The 19,911-nt window shown below is 68.2% G+C and carries 14 protein-coding genes; 7 read left to right on the top strand and 7 right to left on the bottom strand.

The window, feature by feature from the left end:
* Window position 1 precedes the first annotated feature (1 nt).
* Window positions 2–1,453, bottom strand: a complete 1,452-nt coding sequence (locus AAFU51_14265) for an aminopeptidase P family protein (GenBank protein ID MEO1572415.1) — start codon at window positions 1,451–1,453, stop codon at window positions 2–4.
* Window positions 1,454–1,858: 405 nt separating this feature from the next.
* Here AAFU51_14265 and AAFU51_14260 point away from each other — a divergent pair, with 405 nt between their 5' ends.
* Window positions 1,859–2,215, top strand: a complete 357-nt coding sequence (locus AAFU51_14260) for a hypothetical protein (protein MEO1572414.1) — start codon at window positions 1,859–1,861, stop codon at window positions 2,213–2,215.
* A 130-nt stretch (window positions 2,216–2,345) separates the two neighbouring features.
* Here AAFU51_14260 and AAFU51_14255 read toward each other — a convergent pair whose 3' ends face one another.
* The 6 genes from AAFU51_14255 to AAFU51_14230 all read right to left on the bottom strand — a co-directional run bounded on the left by AAFU51_14255 (window position 2,346) and on the right by AAFU51_14230 (window position 13,065).
* The gene (locus AAFU51_14255; protein ID MEO1572413.1) at window positions 2,346–3,077 is read right to left on the bottom strand and encodes a hypothetical protein; all 732 of its coding nucleotides are present in this window, start codon (window positions 3,075–3,077) and stop codon (window positions 2,346–2,348) included.
* Between the two features lie 331 nt (window positions 3,078–3,408).
* Window positions 3,409–4,167 carry a DoxX family protein gene (locus AAFU51_14250; protein ID MEO1572412.1) on the bottom strand — a complete coding sequence of 253 codons (759 nt, stop codon included), beginning with the start codon at window positions 4,165–4,167 and terminating at the stop codon, window positions 3,409–3,411.
* Window positions 4,168–4,413: 246 nt separating this feature from the next.
* The gene (locus AAFU51_14245; protein MEO1572411.1) at window positions 4,414–7,083 is read right to left on the bottom strand and encodes a DUF5916 domain-containing protein; all 2,670 of its coding nucleotides are present in this window, start codon (window positions 7,081–7,083) and stop codon (window positions 4,414–4,416) included.
* A gap of 115 nt (window positions 7,084–7,198) precedes the next feature.
* Window positions 7,199–9,958, bottom strand: a complete 2,760-nt coding sequence (locus AAFU51_14240; GenBank protein MEO1572410.1) for a DUF5916 domain-containing protein — start codon at window positions 9,956–9,958, stop codon at window positions 7,199–7,201.
* A gap of 189 nt (window positions 9,959–10,147) precedes the next feature.
* On the bottom strand, window positions 10,148–12,640 hold the full coding sequence (locus tag AAFU51_14235; GenBank protein ID MEO1572409.1) for a M56 family metallopeptidase: 2,493 nt from the start codon (window positions 12,638–12,640) through the stop codon (window positions 10,148–10,150).
* A gap of 44 nt (window positions 12,641–12,684) precedes the next feature.
* The gene (locus AAFU51_14230; GenBank protein ID MEO1572408.1) at window positions 12,685–13,065 is read right to left on the bottom strand and encodes a BlaI/MecI/CopY family transcriptional regulator; all 381 of its coding nucleotides are present in this window, start codon (window positions 13,063–13,065) and stop codon (window positions 12,685–12,687) included.
* A 324-nt stretch (window positions 13,066–13,389) separates the two neighbouring features.
* On the opposite strand from AAFU51_14230, the gene AAFU51_14225 reads away from it, so the two are divergent.
* From AAFU51_14225 to AAFU51_14200, 6 genes are all read left to right on the top strand, one after another.
* Window positions 13,390–14,550: a PAS domain-containing protein gene (locus tag AAFU51_14225; GenBank protein ID MEO1572407.1), complete on the top strand. Its 1,161-nt coding sequence runs from the start codon at window positions 13,390–13,392 to the stop codon at window positions 14,548–14,550.
* A 99-nt stretch (window positions 14,551–14,649) separates the two neighbouring features.
* Window positions 14,650–15,549: a bisanhydrobacterioruberin hydratase CruF gene (gene cruF / locus AAFU51_14220; protein ID MEO1572406.1), complete on the top strand. Its 900-nt coding sequence runs from the start codon at window positions 14,650–14,652 to the stop codon at window positions 15,547–15,549.
* Between the two features lie 63 nt (window positions 15,550–15,612).
* A complete protein-coding gene (locus AAFU51_14215; protein ID MEO1572405.1) occupies window positions 15,613–16,611 on the top strand; it encodes a phytoene/squalene synthase family protein in 999 nt (332 codons plus the stop codon).
* Between the two features lie 18 nt (window positions 16,612–16,629).
* Window positions 16,630–17,133: an asparaginase domain-containing protein gene (locus AAFU51_14210; protein ID MEO1572404.1), complete on the top strand. Its 504-nt coding sequence runs from the start codon at window positions 16,630–16,632 to the stop codon at window positions 17,131–17,133.
* Between the two features lie 195 nt (window positions 17,134–17,328).
* Window positions 17,329–18,849 (top strand): choice-of-anchor B family protein, encoded by a 1,521-nt coding sequence (locus AAFU51_14205; protein MEO1572403.1) that lies wholly within the window; start codon window positions 17,329–17,331, stop codon window positions 18,847–18,849.
* A gap of 82 nt (window positions 18,850–18,931) precedes the next feature.
* The coding region (locus AAFU51_14200) for a choice-of-anchor B family protein (GenBank protein ID MEO1572402.1) at window positions 18,932–19,911 on the top strand (980 nt) is incomplete at its 3' end.

Here is a 19,911-nt window from a genome sequence, read left to right as displayed (position 1 = left end):
CTCATAGCCCCCCGCTCATCTCGGCGCAGACGGCCTCGACTTCGGCGACGGTCTTTGGGATGGCGGGGCCGAGCACACGCATGCCGTCGTCGGTGACGAGGACGTCGTCTTCGATGCGGACGCCGCCGAAGCCCCGGCCCTCGTTCATCGTGAGGAAGCGCTCGATCTCGGTGTAGTCGAGGAACGCGGCGTGCTTGCCTTCGGCCTTCCATGCTTGGACGAGCGCCGGGATGAAGTAGCATCCCGGCTCGACGGTCACGACGAAGCCGGGCTGGAGCCGCCGCCCGAGGCGCAGCGCGGAGAGCCCAAACTGGGTGCTGCGCGTGACCTCGGCGTCGTAGCCGACGTGGTCCTCGCCGAGCGCCTCCATGTCGTGCACGTCGAGGCCCATGATGTGACCGAGGCCGTGCGGAAAGAAGAGCGCATGGGCCCCCGCGGCGACCGCCTGCTCCGGGTCGCCGCGCATCAGCCCGAGCGCCGTGAGCGCCTGCGCCAGCCGCCGCGCCGCCACGAGGTGCACGTCACGGAACGGCACGCCCGGCGCGATGGCGGCGAGCGCGGCGGTCTGCGCGTCGAGGACGGCCTGGTAGACCATCCGCTGCGGCTCGGAGAAGGTGCCGTTGGCGGGGAACGTCCGCGTGATGTCGGCGGCATAGCCCGAGGGCGCGACGGCCCCCGCATCGGCCAAGACGAGGTCGCCGCGCTTGAGGGGCGTGCCCGTCGGGTGGTTGTGGAGCGTCTCGCCGCGCGCGGTGAGGATGATCGGAAACGACACGTCGCCGCCGCCTGCGAGGGCCGCGCCGCGCATCCAGCCCGCCGTCTCCCACTCCGCCGTGCCGGGCTTCGCGTGGCGCATGGCGAGCCGGTGCATCGCGTTCGTGACGGCCAGCGCGCGCTCGATCTCGGCGACCTCCGCGTCGGACTTGACCGAACGCTGAGCAACAATCGCATGGATGAGCGGCTCCGAGACGTGGCCGCCGAGCGTATCCGGGAGCGTCCCGAGCAGCCCAGCGAGGTGCTGCTTTGTCGCCGCGCGGTAGGGCGGGACGATGTGCACCGGCCGGCCCGCGTCGATGGCGGCGAGCACGGCGGGGCCGAGGTCGGCGAGCGGCTTGGCGGCCTGCGCCCCGATCGCCTGCGCGCGTTCGGCCAGCGACGGCTGCGGTCCCTCCCACACCACATCGTCCAGCGACGCCTCCGGGCCGTAGAGCGTCGCCGTCCCTGCATCGAGATCCACGACGCCGACGTGGCCGGGCTGATTGAGGCCGAAGAAGTAGCGGAAGGTGCCGTCCTGCCGGAAGCCGTAGTGGTTGCCGGCGTAGTTCATCGGCGCCGACGGGTTCCCGGGGATGAGTGCGAGGCCCGACTCGCCCGCAGCCACGAGGTCGGCGGCGAGGCGCACCCGGCGCGGGGCGTAGACGCGGGGCGAGAACGGCACGAGCGGAGACGACATAGCAGGACGGGATGACAGACGTGGGAAGCCGACCGTCCCATCGCGGACGCCCGGTGTTCGATGATACGCGACGAGGCCCTGCGGGCGTGGCTGGACGGCGCCTGTTTCGGTATCGAAGCGGGCGCGAGGCTGCTGCTGCGTATCCCGTCTCGTTTTGGGGACTGTGCCGGACCTGCTGTCTCATCGTTCGACCTGCCAACGTTCAGTGGGCGCGGTGCGACTGCGAGCGTGCCCGCGTCGCATGCTGAACCCTGATTTGAGACGACGGCACGGCGCTTGGGACGCTCCTGCCTGCACACACCGTCCGCTGTGGCATACACACCCGGCCATCGCAGGCATTCCCGCTCAGGCGGGCCTCCCGCTCAGGCGGGCTCCTACTCTTTCGGACCAGCCGTACCGAATTCCATGCCTCGCCTCGCTGTCGCCGCCTGCCTTGTTCTCGCGCTCGTGGCCGCTTCCGCCATGATGCGCCCCACAGACGCCACGGTCGCCGCCGAAACCTCCGCGCTCAGCACTGAAGCGCACGCGCTCGTCGCCGACCTTCAGGCCGCTGCTGCCACCCAGGCTGACCACCCACTTGCTCTCCTCGACGCCCCGGAAGCGTTCCAGGCTCTGACGATCTACCGCGACCACGGCAGCTTCCGCCTCACGGCCCCTGCTGCTGGCGAGGGCCTCCTCACCTTCACCGACAGCCACGGCACCGAGCGGCTGCATGTCCGCTTCGACCGCACCGGCGTCCTCGCCACCCAAGCTCTGAGCTAAGCTTCCTCTCTCGCATTCACCCGAGGCACCTCCCGGCCTTCACCCCGGCCGGCCCTCTCGGTACGCGCGGCGCGCCCCCAACCACCGGGGCGCGCCGCGCTTTGCGTTCGCACCATGCCGGGGAGCCCCGTCAGGCTTCGCCGCGAGGGACGCGCTCCGCGAGGTAGCGCAGCAGCTTGCGCTTGGCGACGGGCATGAGCGTGGCGTCCGTCGGCACGGCGACATCGGCGTGGACGCAGTAGGTCGCCGGGTTGGGAAGGTCGCGGTGCTGCTCAGCGAGCGCGCGCTTGCAGGCCCCGGGCTCCGCGGCCCCCTCGGGGAGGGGCACTTCGGAGGTGCGGAGGCTGCGGTAGCGCGCGTCGCCTTCGCCGGGGGCCACGAGCACGCTCACGACATAGCGGACCGCGCGCCAGCCGGTTTCCTCTGGGATGAGGAGGTAGCCTTCGTCCTGGTAGCGTGGCACGAGGCCGACGGCCTCGACCGCCGTGTGCGACTCCACGAACTCGTAGATCGCCTGCCCTTCCTCAATGGCCTGCGTCAGGCGCGGCAGCGTCCAGTCGACAAGGCCGTCCACCGGCAGCGCGTCGAGGCCGGGCACGTTGGGGCGAACATAGACGACCTCGCGCTTCTTCCAGTCGATGCCCTGGATACGGCCAGGCTGTGCTCTGCGGAGCGTTGCCGATTGGTCACGCAACGCGACGAGGTCGCGGCGCAGCCGGATGAGGTCGGCGAGGTGCGGGTAGACGCGCGTCTGGTCGAAGGCGCGGCGGGCGCGCTGCAGGCCCGCCAAGAGGCGGTACCGGACGAGTTCGGCGTCGTCGGAGGCGAAAAGGTCGAGCGTCAGTGGGTGATGAGTCGCCATGACAAGTGGTGCTGCACGGTGGAGTCGGTGATGGAATCGGGGCGGGCGAAATCCCCGAAACGGCCCATGAATACGGGCGACTCCTCACAAACGCAAACCATTTGCCAATCACTACTAAGATGTTTAGCACCAATAGTATATAGCACTCACTTTATAGGAGTGCTAGCACTTATCGCTCGCAACTGCTCTACCCTTCGTCCATCGCTATGCTTGGTCGACGAGCAACCGCCCTGCCCAGTTAGCCGGACCGCGAGGAAGGCGGAGGGCGAGGGACCGTGCATTGCGCGAGGCGGGAGCGCGCCTCCTATCAATCTGCCGACTAGCACTGCGGCTAGCGTTCGAAACGGTACGTCTCCATCACCTCGGGATCCGTAGCCACCTCGACGACGCCCTTGCACTTCTTGCAACGGAAGGTGACAGAACTCGGCCGCGGGTGGGTGCCGAGGACGAACCGGAGGCTCGAAATCGGGCTGTACGTCCGCTCCGCTACGACGTGCGGGTCGTTCCGGTCGTAGCCATGAACACAGGGCGGTGCCTCGGGCTCCTCGGAGCGACGCGGGGCCATTGCGCGCTCCGCGGCGAGCCGACGGCTGCGCTCGCGATCCCGCTCCCGGATCTCCCGGAGTCGGCTCTCGACGATCTGGGCCTCCTTCTTCGCGTTCGCAGCATTCCAACGCGTGATCGCTCGGTCCAGAGACCAACGGCCGCCGCCCCAGACCGCGTAGACGCAGAGCAACGCGAGGACCAGCGCCGAGAACGCGAACGACTGGTTCGCTGCCAGGAATGACTCGGGGAAGTGGACGAAGAATGCCGCGCCGAAGAGCACCGGAATCTGGAGGAGCGCCGCGACGCGCGTGATCATGCCGACGGCGAGCAAGAGCCCTCCGCCGAGGTGGGCTAGGCCGACGTAGTGGGCGAGCGCCACGGACGAGAGCTCGCCCCCATCGGCCCCCGCCAGTTCGACGACGGCACCGGAATCGTTGAGAAAGACGATGCCGCGTGCGAACAGGCCAACGCCGAGGTAGATGCGGATGAGGTCCAGGGCGATGTCGCGGTGGGCGTCGGCCCAGGCGGTGAGGCGAGCAGGCATAAGCGCAGGGGTCAAGGGACGAGCTTTCAGTCCGAATTGAAAGTTCACAGTTCCTCTTTGAGTTCGACGAGGCCCCCGGGGTTCCGCGCGCGGCCGAGATTCACTGGCGCGGCCGTGCGCGCCCCGCCTCCACGTTGATCTCCGCAACGTATGTCGGAGCCGAGTTGCGTGACTTCGCGCGCAGAGCCTCCAGGGACGCGCACGTCGAGCCCTCTTCTCGTGGGTCAACCAGCTTCCGTTTTCTACTTAGCGCCCGAGCCAGTAGGTCACCTTGACGAGGAAGATGTTCTCCGAGGGCAGGTCGAACACCGCGCCGAGGTCGCGCCCGAGGTCGAAGTTGCTCACGAGCTCGTCGCCCACGCGCTCGTGCTGCCAGACGAGGAAGACCGCCGAGCCGGGGCGATACTCCCACCGCAGCACCGCCGTGCCCTGCAGCACCCGCTCGTTGAAGTCGACGCGGCGGCGGATGCTGAACGTGTCGGCGGTGCCCGGATCCCCATCGGCGTCGATGGTGAGCGTGCCGTCGGCCTCGCTGATCTGCGCGTCGCTGAAGAGGTCGAAGTCGTACGTGCGCGGACGGGCGAGCCCTTTGAGTTGGCCGTAGTCCACCACGAAGACCGACGGGCGGAGGAACAGCTCGAACGACAGCTCGGGCGTGAACGTCCAGTCGAGGCGTGCGCCAAAGACAAACTCAGTCGTGCGGGTGTCGGAGAAGACGTAGCGCCGGCCGAACGTGGCCGCAGCGTTGCGGTCGTCGGTGCTGCGATAGAACTGAAGCGGGTTGGTCTGCCAGTAGATCTCCGGCTCCAGTTCGAGGCGCACCGAGGGCGACGGTCGCCAGCCCAACTCTGTCTGGATGCTGGCCGAGGAGCCATCGAGCCCGGTGAGTTCGCCATCGACCTGGACTTCGGCGTAAACGGTGCGGCTCCGGTCGGTGTAGCCCGTGAGGATGCCGCCGACTTCGCCTGGCTTGCGCATCAGCGGGCCGCCGCGCGTGAGGCGGATGTCGAACACCTCGGGCCGCACCACGGCGCTCGCGAAGATGCCCCACCGGTTTTCGAAGAAGAGGTCGGCGAAGCCACGCACATAGGCCGTGACGAGGTCACCGCCGTAGCTCCAGGTGAGGCCCTGGTTGGACGACAGTTCCCAGTAGCGCAGCAGCGGACTGCTGGGACGCGGCTGCCGGTAGGCGACGTTGCCCGCGAGCGAGAGCCCATCGGCGCGGGTCTGGAAGCCGAGGTCGTTGAGTTCGAAGCCGGGCGTGGCCGTGGTGGCGGTGAGCGAGCCGAGCCAGCGGCCTGAGAACTTGCCGAACGACACCTGGCTGTAGAGCCCCGAGAGGCTCGTGGCGGCCGTGTCGACGGAGACGTAGCCCGCGTCAGGGCGCTGGTAGTAGCGGATCGAGCGCCGCTGGAGCCGGGTGATGAAGTCGGTGCTCCCGCGCACGTGTGACAGCGCGCCGATACCGCTGAGCACCCAGGTTCGCCCGCCGCCGAAGGCGTGCTCGAAGTCGAGGCCGACCGTGTAGGCGCCCGAGGCGAGGTTGTCATTCAGGAGCGCGCCATCGCCGAGCGCGCGGTTGGTCGCGGTGACGAGGCCGCCGAACACCGAGCGCCCGCCGCGGAAGCCGCGCCGCGCCCGCACCACGCCGTAGTTGACCCACGGCTGAACGGTCGTCTCGCCGCGCACGAGGTTGCCCTCGTCGTCGACGTTGGCGAAGCGCGCCGTCTCGCTGGTGGTGACGGCTTCGAGGACGCCGAGGTCCCAGTCGCCGATGCGCCCCGTGAACTTGGCAGCACCGGCGATGGTCGTCTCCGTCGGGGACTCCACGAACGTGCCGCCGACGCCGACGCGCGGGCTGGCCCCGATGCGGCGCGTGTAGAAGAAGTCGCGGGGGGCGAAGTCGCTATTGAAGGTGCGCGTGCGACCAAAGTCGAAGATCTCGGTGCCCTCAACGAAGAAGGGCCGCTGCTCGCGGAAGAAGTCCTCGAAGATGGTCAGGTTGAGCACGGCCGGGTCAGCCTCGACCTGCCCGAAGTCGGGATTGAACGTGGCGTTGAGCGTGAGGTCGCTCCCGATGCCGAGTTCGAGGTCGGCCCCGGCGGCGAAGCGAAGCGCGTTGGCGTCGAAGAACGGGTCGGCCTCGTCGCCGGGGAGGCGTTCCAGGCGGAGGGCGGAGTAGGGCAGCACCTCGGCGCGGGCGCGCGGCTGCAGGCTCCCGACGCCGCGCAGCGTGCCGAAGCGCGACACGTAGCCGAGCACGTCGGGGAGAATCGGGGCCCAGAACGAAGCTTCGTCGCGGTGGGCGATGTCGCGCTGGAGCTGCAGCCCCCATGCCGGCGTGCCCGCATCGAAGCGCAGTTGGGAGAGCGGGATGCGAAACTCGGCGCTCCAGCCGTAGTCGGTGCGCGCCGTGCGGACCGCGTAGACGCCGTCCCAGCTGTCGTCGGCGTCGGTGTCGTTGAAGAGCACGCCGTCCTGCTGCGTACCGCCCGCGGTGACGGCGAAATAGTAGCCCGTGCGCCCATCGCCCCGCCCGTCGATGTCCACGGAGACGCGGTCGCTCTCCGGGTAGGTGTCGCGGCGCGAGACGCGGGCGAGGTAGGTGCTCGGGTCGGCGACGTAGTTGCGGAAGGCGACGTAGAGGGCGTCGTCGTCGAAGAGCACGAGGGCCTCGGTGCGCTCGCTGCTCGGCTGGCCCGCATCCGGCTCGCGCTGGACGAAGTCGGTCGCGACGGACGCCGCCTCCCACGCGGCCTCGTCGATGCGTCCGTCGATGGCAATGCGCCCGCTGCGGCGCTCCGCCTCAAGCGTGGGCAGCGCGGGTTGAGCGGACTGAGCGAGGAGGGGCGCCGCTAAGCCCGACACGAGGACGAGGAGGACAAGCGCGGTGGTGGCGAGCGCGGAGGTCCACATAGAACAGACAGAAGGGTGGGAAGATCGGCGGCCAAGATACCGCCGCGTTGCTCACCTCCCAACCGTCATGCCAGGCTCCAGGATTCCACCCATGTGGCTTGCTCGCGCACGTTCCTCAGGAGCCGATCCAATACGTCGCCTTGAGCAGGAACACGTTTTCGACCTCGTCGCGGAACGCGTCGCCGAGGTCGCGGCCGAAGTTGAACGTCCCGGCGTCGAGTTGGTCGCTGCCGATCGAGCCGGCGCGCTGCTGCTGCCAGACGAGGAAGATCGCCGAGGCGGGACGGTATTCCCACCGCAGCACCGCGTTGCCGCGCAGCGAGCGGAACGTGAAGTCCTGCCGGTCGATGCGGAATGTCTCGCCGCCGTCGCCGGGGTTCACCTCGAAGGTGTCGCCCTCGGCATTGGGGACGAAGATGCCGTCCTCGACCTGGCCGCGCGTGATGGTGCCGGTATCGTCACCGAACACGTCGAAGGTGTAGGTGCCGGGCTCGGCGAACTGCTTGTAGTCCTTGTAGCGGTAGGCCGCGATAAACGGCCGCGCGAAGAGCTGCAGCGTGAGCGTCGGCGAGAACGTCCAGTTGAGGCGCATCCCGAGCGAGACGTTCTGGCTCGTCACGTCGGCGAAGAGGTAGCGCGTGCCGCCGGTCGCGGTCATTGCCGCGGCGTCTTCGGTGCCGACATACTGGTCCGTGTCCTTCTCCCAGCCGAGTTCGGGGTTGACCTCGACGGACACGGTCGTGTTGGGGCGCCAGACGAAGGTGCTGAAGGCGTAGCGATCGTACTCGCCGGAGGTGTCGAACCGCTGGTTGAAGCCGCCCTCGACGGCGAACGGCTTGCGGAAGTCGGAGAACGAACCCAGCAGCGTCCGGAGGCCCGCGGGGTAGGTCGAGCGCGGGCCGCCGCGTGTCAGCCGGTCGTTGGTGCCGGGCGGGATGTAGATCGCGTTGCCGAAGAAGCCCCAGCGGCTGCTGAACTGCACGTTGCTGAAGGTGCCCATGTAGCCGTTGATGCGGTTGCCGTCGCGGTTCCACCCAGCGCCGCCAAAGAAATTGACGCGCCAGCGGTTGAGCAAGTCAGACGCGGGGTTGTTGTCCTGGTAGCTGGTGGCATAGGAGAGCGCCCGGACGCCTGCGCGGAACTGGAAGCCGAGGTCGTTGACGTCGAAGCCGGGCGCGATGTCGGTGTAGGTGAGCGAGCCCGTGACGTGCTCGCCGCGGATCTTGGCGATGGAGAGTTGCCCGTAGTAGCCGCTGAGCGAGGTCGCGCTGGAGTCGACGGAGGCCGAGGCGTCGTCGGGGCGCTGGTAGTAGCGCTGCGGGGCGCGCTGGAGGTCGGTGATGACCGACGTGCTGCCGTTGACGCGGCTGAACGCGCCGACGCCCGAGACGGCGTAGGTCTGGTCGCCGAACTGGTGCTCGAAGTCGAGGCCACCAACGTAGGCGCTGGATGGCATCAGGTCTTCGAAGACCGGGTCGTCCGCGAGGCGACGGTTGGCGGCGGTGACGAGGCCGCCCACAACGGTCTGGCCGCCGCGGAAGTCGCGCTTGACGCGCCCGACGGCATAGTTGGCCCACGGCTCAACGATGGCCCGTTCGATCGGCCCGTCACCGACGACGTGCTGGCCGTACTCCCGCGTGGTGACCGCTTCGAGGACGCCGACGGACCAGCCGCCGACCTTGCCCGAGACCTTGGCGGCACCTGCGATGGTCGTCTCGTTGGGGCTGTCCACGAAGTCGGCATCCCCAAAGTCGTCGCTGAGGTTGCGGCGCGGGCTGCGGCCGATGCGGCGGCTGTAGAAGAAGGTCGGCCGGAAATCGACGTTGAACGTGCGCGTGTTGCCGAACTGGAAGATGTCCACGCCCTCGACGAAGAACGGGCGGCGCTCCTCGAAGAAGTTCTCGAACTGCGAGAGGTTGACGACGGCCGGGTCGGCCTCGACCTGGCCGAAGTCGGGGTTGAGCGTGGCGGTGAGCGTGAGGTCGCTCGTGAGGCCATAGCGGAGGTCGGCGCCGACGTTCGCGCCGAGGTCGTTCTCGCTGTAGAACGGATCGGCAGCGTCGCCAGGGAAGCGTTCGAGCTTGCTGGCGACGTAGGGCGTGACTTCGAGGCGGCGCGGCGCGCGGAGCCCGCGTAGGTCGAGCAGGCGTCCGAAGCTGGAGACGGTACCGCTGGCCTCGGGCGGGAACGGCGCCCAGAAGTCGCTCTCGCCGTTGTGAACGATCTCGCGGCCGAACTGGATGCCCCAGTCCTGCGCGCCCTCGTCGGCGCGGAAGCGGAGCTGCGAGAGCGGGATGCGGAACTCGGCGGTCCAGCTGGTCTCCTCCACGGAGGTCGCCACGTCCCACACGGCGTCCCAGCTGGTGTCTTCCTCGACGTCGTTGTAGATCAGGAAGTCGCGCGGGCTGCCCGCGGGCGTGACGGCGAAGACGAACGCGGTGCGCCCATCGTCATAGCTGTCGAAGGCGACGAGGGCGAGGTCGCTCTGGATGAAGTCGTCGCGGCGGGCCATGCGCGAGATGAGCGTACTCGGGTCGCGGAGGTAGCAGCGGAAGCCGACGTAGATGGCGTTGGCGTCGTAGAGGACGCGGACCTCGGTGCGCTCGGTAGCCGGGTCGCCCGGTACGGGCTCGCGCTGCGTGAAGCCGCTCGCGACGGGTGCGCTGGCCCAGGCCTCCTCATCCAGGCGTCCGTCGATGGCGAGGCTGGCCGTGGTAGCCTCGGCGAGGCTGACCGCGCTTAACTCGGGCGGGCCCTCGCCCTGCTTGCTGCCAGGCGGGTCGGACGATTGCTCACCCGCGAGGGCTATCGGCGCCAGGGCCATCGGGCCGACGAGCGCGAGAAGGAGGACGAGGTAGCGCGTAGCGAACAGCATCAGACGAGCGGGGGGCGGCTCGGAAACATGAAAATGAGAGGCCTACGAGGGCGGCGGGGCAAAAGTGACGAGGCGCGGCCGTCTGTCACAGGCAGAAGGCGACCCGGCGCGCACAGGACACACCAGGTGGGCACACGTTGCCCAGGGAGCGAGGAGCGGTTGGCTGGCCGCGGAGCGAGCCTAGTTGGATCAGCAGGGGCCGTGGGCCTGCTCGTAGACGAACGGACGGTCCAAGGTGGCTGCGCTCTGAAACGCCTGCCCAATCTTCAGGTGGACATCGACGTTCATGTCGTCGAACGCGGCTTCGAGGTCGTCGGCGATGCCGTCCCAATCCACGCGCTCGACGGCCTCCTCAACGATGTCTTCCATCTCGTCGGCGAGGTCATCCCAGTCGAGATCGACCTCCACCTCGCCGTTGACGACGAGCCGGAAGCCGTGCTCGTCCACGCGGACATCGAGGTCGTCGTCCGCGTCGGAGTAGGAGAAGGACGAGGCCTGGGCGAGCCGGTGCGCGGCGCGGAGCGTGTCGGCCACGGCCGCGCGCAGACGCGCGTCGCGGATCTGGTGGACGCCACGCAGAGCGGCGCGGTCGTCATCGCGAGCGGTGCGACGGTCGATGCGGGAATCCTGGCGGTCACTGCGCTCGCGAAGGTGGGCGCCCGAGCGACGCAGCTGGATGCTGCCGTTCTGGGTGGTGAGCTTCATGCGCCGTCCGCCGTTGCCCACGGTGCCGGAGGCAGACACGCCAACGTGGCGCCCGCGCCGGATCTCCAGCGGGAAGTCGGAGCGGATGTCGCCGTTCATCGTCTTGGCCTCGACCTCGGCGGAGAAGTCGGAGGGCAGCGTGAGGATGATGGCGCCGTTGACGGAGGAGTACTCGGCGGTGCCCTCCCAATCGGCGCGGCCCATATCAGCGCGGATGGCGCCGTTGACGCTCGACGCGCGGACGGTGCCGCTGGCGGAGGCCTCCACGGCTCCGTTGACGCTCGTGGCCTCGATGTCGCCGTTGGAGGTCGTTGCTTTCACGGCGCCATTGACGCTCGTGGCCTTCACGTCACCCGAGAGGCCCATCGCCTCGACGGCCCCGTTGACGGAGGTGCCCTCGAAGTGAACGCCGCGCGGGACGCGCACCTCGAAGTTGATCGTGACGCCGTTGTTCACGTTGCCGCTGGGGCTCTCGGACGGGGAGCAGTCGCCACGCTGGTCCTCGTAGCGCACGCACACCACGACGCCGCCGTCGAACTCGACGACCTCGACCTCGGCAGGCGTCGGGCGGCGTCCTCGGTAGCGATCCTCTGTGGCCTCGATGGAGACCGCGTTGTCATTGCCGCCGCGCGCTTTCACCTCGCCGTTGAGGTTCTTGACGATGAGCCGCTTGCCGGGCGCGAGCGTGCCGGTCCAGCTGAAGTCGTCCGCCGCATAGGTCGTCGCACCCAGGCCGATCACGCGCGGCTGCGGGCTAGGCTGCGGATTGGGGCGCGGCGCGGCCACGGCGTCTATCCCGCTCGGCGGGGCGTCGCTCGCCGCCTCCACGAAGCTGAACGGCGCGACGTCGCCGACGGCGGCCTGCGCTACCGGGCGTACACTCGCGAGCGATGCGGCCAGCAGCAGCGTCACCGCCCCCAGGATGGTCAGCAGGACACGCGAGAGCGCCCGCCGGTCGAGGGAGGGATCGAGAATGGAGAGGAGGCGGCCTTCGAGTTGCGAGCGGCGCGCCATCGGAGCCATCGCGAGGGCCGCCACCGGCTCGCGGCGCTGCACGGAGCGCGCCACGTTGAGGAGCACGTCAGCATAGGCGGTAGGCCGCGTCCCGGCGCGCAGCACCGAGTCGTCGCAGGCATGCTCGCGCTCGGCGAGCAGGCGGCGGTAGGCGAGCCACGCAAGGGGCTGGTACCAGTGCAGCGCGCAGGCCAGCTGGGCGACCCACTGCCACAGCACGTCGCGCCGGCCCACGTGGGCGAGCTCGTGGGCGAGGACCGCGCGGCGGCGGTCGGCGTCCCAGCTCTCCGCCTCGGCAGGCAGGATGAGGACGGGCCCCACGGCGCCCCACGTCACAGGTACGCTGAGGCGGTCGCTGGTGAGCAGACGCACGGGCGTACGCAGGTCGAGGCCGTCGGCCACGTCGGCGAGGAGCGCGAGCCAGGCGCCGTCTTTCACGGGCGCGGCCCGAGCAGCCAGCCGCCACGCCGCGAGCGCACTCACGAACCACCACGCGCCGACGACGAACGCGCCCAGGGCCCACACGAACACCAGTGCCGCCCACGGCTGCGCCAGCGCGAGCGCCCAGGGCGTCGTAGCTGCTGGCGCTGCGGACTCTTCAGCGGCATTGAGTCCTGCGAAGGCGCCCGCCTCAAACGCGCCCGCCTCGGTAGCGGCCAGCGTAGGCGCCGCCGCGTCGTCGGTGAGCGCCGGCGCCTCGCTGAGCGTTGCGGCTTCAGCGGGCAGACCAGGCACGGCGACCTCCCAGGCAGGCAGGGCGAGCGGAAGCAGCGTCACCGCCAGCACGGCTGCGAGCGTCCCCGCCCAGACGGCGTGGCGCCATGCCGCCGAAGCGCCGCGCATGAGGCGCGCGACCACCCATCCGAGCGCGAACACGACCGTAGCTTTCACCATGAGCGGGAGCGCCACAGGCAGGACCGCCGAGGTCATTTCGAGGAGCATGGAGAGATCAAACGTTGGCATGGCTGCGGTCGGCTGGGGCAGGGAAGCGCGGACGAAGGCGGAGGCTACTGGTCTTCGTTCTTGGCCTCGTCGATGAGGCGCGTGAGGCGGTCGAGGTCGTCGTCGGAGAGCTGATCGCTCTTCAAATCGAGGAGGGCGGCGACGGCGCGCTCGGCAGAGTTGTCAAAGAAGGTGTTTAGCAAATGCCGGAGCGCCGAGCGCTGCGCCTTCTCTGGCGCGACGGTCGGACGGTAGACGTAGCGCGGGCCGTCTTGGGTGTGGGCGAGATGGCCTTTCTCCTCCAGGATGCGGAGGAGGGCCCGCACCGCGGAGTAGGACGGCGCGTCGGAGAGGGCGGCGCGCACCTCGGCGGCGGTAACCTCACCGGTGCGGTAGACGATGTCCATGATCTGCCGCTCGCGACGGCTGAGGCTGGGCTGTGTCATGTCGAATTGATGCAGTGCTAATATTTTAACACCGCCAGAATAGGGCGGCGCGACCTCCCAAGTCAAGACTTTATGCTAACTTTTTAGCATACCCTATTCCCCCTCGTTCCTCTGCCTTTGCTCTGGCGCGCTACGGGTGCGTTGGTGTCGGGTTGCACCTTGAGCCTCGCTCGCGTGGGGACGGGAGCGCCCCTTGATCGTCCCTACCCGCTCCCCGGTGTTTACCTGATTTTCCGCACAGGAACCCCCTTATGGGTGATCGGTGGTAGGGTGGCCCATCCCGCTCCGACCTCCGCGTCTAGAGGTCCTCACCCTGAGGTCTGCATGTCTACCCTCGACTCTCACGTGCACGAGCAAGAAGACCGCTCGCCCGAGCTTCCGCGCCCGGCGAGTGCGCCGCTTCCTGCCGACATCTTCAAGCAGGCGCTCCACACAGCCAGCAACCTCGTCGTCCTCACCGATGCGAACATCCCCGACAATCCCATTGTCTGGGTAAACGACTACTTTTGCACGTTCACGGGCTACGACCGCGACGAGGTAATCGGGCGCAACTGCCGCTTTTTGCAAGGCGATGACCGGCAGCAGTTCGCCCGGCAAGTACTTCGAGAGCACGTCGACGCGGGAGAGGCGGCCAACGTCGTGCTACGCAACTATAAGAAGGACGGCACGCTCTTCTACAACGACTTGCACGTCAGTCCGGTCTACGATGCGGACGGGCGCCTCATCTACTTCTTGGGCGTGCAGAACGACGCGACGGACCGCGAGCAAGCCCTCGCCACAGTGCGCGAGCGCGACCAGCAGTTGCACGACCTCACGGAGACTGAGCGTGAGCGCTTCGGCATGGAGTTGCACGAGGGGTTGGGGCAGGTGCTCACAGGCGCGGCCCTCTCGGCACAAGCTCACCTACGCGAACTGGAGCGCATCGCGCCTGAACTGGCGGCTAGCGCTCGCACTGTGGGCGAGTTGATTGCGCACGCGCTCGTAGAGGCCCGGCAGATTGCGGCGGGGCTCCACCCCGTCCTAGACAAAACGAACGGCCTCCAGACGGCCTTGCTCGACCTCGCCGCGTCCATGAACGAGGCTGCGGAGGGCACGCACATCACCGCCGAGATCGACGATGTTGCGGTGGCTAACCGGCGAACGACGCGCCACCTCTACCGCATCGCGCAGGAAGCGGTGGCAAACGCCCTCAAGCACGCTGAGGCTCGGCACATCGTCCTACGGCTCTACGAACCCTCGAGCGCAGACACGCGCACCGTCGTGCTGGAGGTGGAAGACGACGGACGGGGGATCCTGACGGAGATCCTGATGGGCGACTCCACCACGCCGCCGGGCATGCGCGTCTCGGAAGTAGCGGGGCTGGCCCAACACGGGCGGGGCCTCTACAGCATGCGCTTCCGCGCCGACCAGATGAGCGCAACGCTGGCCGTGACGCCCGGCGAGGACGGCGGCACAGTCGTACGCTGTGTCGCGCCGCTGAGCTAGGTATCCCGCGAGGGTAGAACGGAATGGGTGTGCGAGCGTATGTTGCGCCGCCCTTCTTTGCTTTGCACTTCTCCGCTGCTTCCCATGCTGGGTCGGCTGTTGCCTCTCGACTCCGGGTCCCCTACGGACCGGCTCTTCCGCGTCTCGTTCTACGTGTTTGCGGCCTCCATCGCGTTCTCCATCGCGGGGACGCTCGTGCTGAAGGTGATTCCGCCCGCGGCGGCGTTTTTTCAGCCGTTTATGGAAAGCCTCATCAAAGCACCGACGTGGACCTTCATGGCGCTGCTTCCAGTGCTGACGTTCTTGCTCTACCTCCCCGTCCTCGGCTGGGGGCGATCTGTTGGCTTCCTGGTGGTCGGCTGCCTGATCGGCGCGGCGGCCGAACTGGCGGGGACCCAGTCTGGCCTTCCGTTCGGCCCCTACATGTACACGAGCTGGCTGGGCGCGAAGATCGGGGGGCATGTGCCGTGGTTCATCCCACCCTCGTGGTATGCCGTCTCCGTGGTGTGCTATGACCTTGCTCAGCGTATGCGCTTCGGCACCCTCGGCACGATCGTGGGCGGCTCCCTTCTAATGGTGATCTGGGACGTGGCCCTCGACCCCGCGATGAGCCGGGCGTTCCCCTTCTGGATCTACCCCACGACGGTTCCGCCTGCACTCGCGGGCTCTTGGGTCGCGGAGACGTTCGACTGGCTCTTCGTGGGCGCCTTCTTCGGGATGCCGCTGATGAACTGGGTGGGGTGGTTTGTCACCTCGCTGCTGATCATGGTGGCCTATCGCTTCCTGTTTGGCGGCATCCCCGAGGAAAACAGTGACACGCGCTATCCCTGGGCGGCGGCGTTCTTCGCGCTCAACATGATTTTCCCCATATTCGTATCGCTCCTGTACGGCCTCCCGCTGGCTGCGCTGATCGGTACGGTGGCGCTCGCCGTTCCGTTTGCCGTGCTCCGGCTGCGCCGTGCTGCGCCCGCGCTCACGCCGGCCCCGGTCGCGGGCTGACGCGCCTGTTTTCTCCTCCGTCGCCCCTGAGCCCCTCTACGGGCCCTGCTCCTCTGCACTGTCATGGCCGACCTCACACTCCACCCGGCCTCGTCACTCGGACCGACTACTGCGGCAGACGCGCTCGCGCTGGACGAGGCGGGCGCTGGGTCGCGTGCGGATCAGGACCGCGCGCTGTGGCGCTCCTTCCGTCACCACTCGAAGACGTTTTCGCTTGCGGCTCGGCTGCTGCGCCGTGAGGTGCGCCTCCCCGTCGCCACGCTCTACGCCTACTGCCGTGCCGTCGACTCCGTCGCGGATCAGCGGGTGCAAGAGATTGGCACGCAAGCCGCGCAGGCCGAAGTCGAGCAGATGCGCGCTGCGCTCACCGCCACGCTCGACGGTGCCCCTCCCGACGGCCTTCTGTGGCAGCGCCTCGCCGATGTCCACACGCGCTTCGGATTGCTTCCCGGCCCGCTCTTCGAACTGCTCGACGGGGCCGCCTGGGACCTCGACGGGCGCCTAGTGGAGACGATGGCTGACCTGGTTGCCTACTCCGAGTTCGTCGCGGGCAGCGTCGGCGCGATGATGCTGCCGTTCCTGGTGGATGACCGCAGCCGGATCCCGACGCTCACGCCGTCCGCGCGGGCGCTAGGCAACGCCATGCAGCTCACCAACATCCTCCGCGACGTGGGCGAGGACTGGCACAGCTTGCGGCGCGTCTACCTCCCGGCGGACCTGATGGCCGAGCACGGCGTCACGACGGCGACGCTGGAAGCCAGTGTCCCGACCGCAGCCTACCGCGCGCTGCTGGAGCACGTCATGGCGGAGGCCGAGCGCCTCTACACCGCAGCCGAAGCCGGCATCGCAGCGCTGCCTGGGCGGGCGGGCACGGGCATCCGCGCCGCCGCCCGGTGGTACCGCGAGATCCTCAACGAGGTGCGTGCCTCGGGCTACGACAACCTCCAGCGGCGCAACCACGTCCCACTCGGGCGCAAGGCCCGCCGCCTCGTCCACGACGGCTACGCCCGCCGCAAACGACGCCTGACCGCGTTCGGCACGCGGCACGCAGCCACGCGCTGATCCCCCTGCCCCTCCCCCATGCTTCAGATCTTTACCACGGGCGGGACCATCGACAAGGTCTATTTCGACGCCAAGAGCGACTTCCAGGTCGGCGACCCGCAGATTGTCGAGATCCTGAAGCAAGTCGGCGCCACCGTGGACTATCAGGCGGAGACGCTGCTCCGCAAGGACAGCCTGGAGATCACCGACGACGACCGCGCCCGCATCGTCCAGCGCGTGCTCGACTGCGAGGCTACGCAGGTGATCATCACGCACGGCACCGACACGATGGCGCAGACGGGCCGCGCCATCGAAGCCGCCCTGCGCTTCCAGCCTGACGCCGCGAAGACCGTCGTGCTCGTCGGGTCGCTCACGCCAGCGCGCTTCCGCCACACCGACGCCGAGTTCAACATCGGCTTTGCGGTCGGGGCGGTCCAGAGCCTCGCGCCCGGCGTCTACGTGGCGATGAATGGGAAGATCTTCTCAGCGGGCGCCGTCCGCAAGAACCGCGCGGCCAACCGCTTCGAAGTCGAGGCCGGGTAGGCTCGCTTCCAGGTCCAAGGGTATGTCCCTCGTCTCACCGGGGTTCGGCGTCCCACCGGGGCTCGGCGTCCCGCCAGGACGCGGCGTCCCTCCGTCCTCGGGGTAGTTCGCAGGAAGTGCCATGACTCCCGGCGGCCGACACCGTAGCTTGCCCCCTTGCATGTTGCCCTCTGCACGTCCATACCCACCACGCCGATGCGCCTTGCTTCTCGACTTTCCAGCCTCCTCGTCGCCTGCGCCCTGTTCGCTGCGCCTACGCACCTTTCGGCACAGACTCCGTGCGAAAACGGCACCGCCGACGGCTACGAATGTGACCGGGTGACCCTGCTGGCCCACCTCGACTTCGACGCGCTCACGTTCGGCTACGACTACAGCATCGGGCGGCGCGGCAACGACCTCTGGGGCTGGACCGACCCAGAAACGGGCACCGAGTACGCGCTCGTCGGGCACTACGACGGCGTCGCGTTCGTGGACCTCAGCGACCCGACGGCACCGCTCCTAGTCGGGGTCTTGCCCACGGAGATCCCAGGCGCCTTCGGTAACCGCTGGCGCGACATCAAGACCCGCGGCTCCTATGCCTTCATCGTCAGCGAGGCGACCCAGCATGGCATGCAGGTCTTCGACCTGACGCGGCTACGCAACGTGACGAGCCCCCCTGCCACCTTCGATGCCGACGCGATCTACGATGGCATCGGTGGGGCGCACAACGTCATCGCAGGCGATGACCTGGACGTGGCGATCATTGTCGGATCTGCCGACTTCACCAGCCGCTCCTGCAATACCGGCGGGCTCATTCTCGTGAACGTGCGCAACCCGCTCGCCCCCGCGTTGTCGGGCTGCTTTGACGCGGACGGCTACACCCACGACGCGCAGTGCCTGGTCTACGATGGCCCCGATCCCGACTACCAAGGCCGCACTGTGTGCCTCTCGTCCAACACGTCGTTCCTCTCCATCAGCGATATCACCACCGCGACCTCGCCCAGGGGCATCAGCACGGCGGCCTATCCTGACCCGGGGTACACGCACCAGGGCTGGCTCACCGACGACAAGCGCTTCTTCCTCATGAACGACGAGTTGGACGAGGCGCGGGGCCTCGCGGCGTCCACCCGCACCATCGTGATGAACGTGGAGGACCTGGACAATCCGTTCTATGTCGGGGCGTACTCGTCGGGCGTGACGTCGTCGGACCACAACCTCTACGTGCGCGACAACGTGATCTATCAGGCGAATTACGAGAGCGGCCTGCGCGTTTTCCGCTTCGACCCTGCCAATCCCACCGACTTCGAGCTCCTCGGCTTCTTCGACTCCTTCCCGGGGACCAACATCTCGTTCGACGGGGCGTGGAGCGTCTACCCCTTCTTTGAGAGCGGCGTTGTGCTTCTCAACGACCGGGAGAGCGGGCTCTTCGTGCTGCGTCCGGAAGACGTTGGCGTGGCCACGGAAGCCCCGCTTCCTGACGCCACCGAGCGGCTGAGCGCGGCATATCCGAACCCGTTTGGTGATCGCACCACGCTCGCGCTCACCCTCGACAGCCCCGAACGCGTTCGCGCCGAGGCCTACGATCTGCTCGGCCGCAGCGTCGCGACGCTGCTCGATGGCACGGTCGATGCGGCGATGCTTACCCTTGACGGATCTGCCCTCCCGAGCGGCGCCTACGTGGTGCGCGTGGTGGGCGAAACCTTTACCGAGACGCGCCGCGTGACCCTCGCGCGCTAACCCTCGCGCGCTAATAGCCTGTCGAGGTTGCTCCACTAGCATGCGTGTCCCCGATCTCTCCCGTTCCACTTTTCTCCCCCACATGCGTACGCTTCTGCTCCTGAGCCTCTTGATCCTCCCTGGCTCCCTCGCCGCTCAAGAGGCTGTCACGGCTTCCTGTTCTGGCGGGACCGCGCTGAGCTTCCCCTGCTCAGACGTGGATCTGGTTGGGCGGCTGACCACCTCCCAGCTCAACATCCGCGCCTTCTCGGGGACCCCGCGCGGCAATGACATCTGGGGCTGGACCGACCCGGAGACGGGCGTCGAATACGCGCTCGTGGGTACCACCGAGGGCACCGTGTTCGTCAGCCTCGCGGACCCTGTTTCGCCCAGGGTCGTCGGCACGCTGGCCAGCGCCACAGGCACGTCCACCTGGCGCGACCTCAAGACGCATGGCAACTACGTCTACATCGTCAGCGAAGCCGACGGGCATGGCATGCAGGTCTTCGACCTGAGGCAGCTACGCGACGTCACCGGTGCCCCGGTCGAGTTCGAAGCGACGGGCCGCTACACCGGCATCGGCAGCGCGCACAACATCGTCATTGACGAGGACCTCCCCTATGCCTTCGTCGTGGGGTCCACGCAAAGCAACTTCAACTGCAACGGGGGCGGCCTCCACATCGTCGACCTCGGCCGTCCCACCCTGCCGCGCCTCGCGGGCTGCTTCGATAGCGACGGCTACACACACGACGCCCAGTGCGTCCGCTACGACGGCCCCGACACCGACTACACCGGCGACGCCGTCTGCTTCTCCTCCAACGGCGCCTTCGGCAACAACGACGTCCTCTCGATCAGCAACGTCACGAACCCGCGCGAGGCCGTGAGCATCAGCCGCACGACGTATCCCTTCCCGGGCTACGCGCACCAAGGCTGGCTCACGGAAGACAAGCGCTACTTCCTCATGAACGACGAGTTCGACGAGAGCAACGGCGACTATGGGAGCAACCGCACGCGCACGCTCATCTTCGACGTGAGCGACCTCGACGACCCCGTCTACGTCGGCGCCTACCTCAGCGTGCTCTC

This window comes from Bacteroidota bacterium (assembly GCA_039821555.1).
Classification (GTDB): Bacteria; Bacteroidota; Rhodothermia; order Rhodothermales; family Rubricoccaceae; genus JBCBEX01.
Note: the sequence above shows the minus strand (reverse complement) of the source record. Positions and strands in the feature narration are given on the sequence as shown.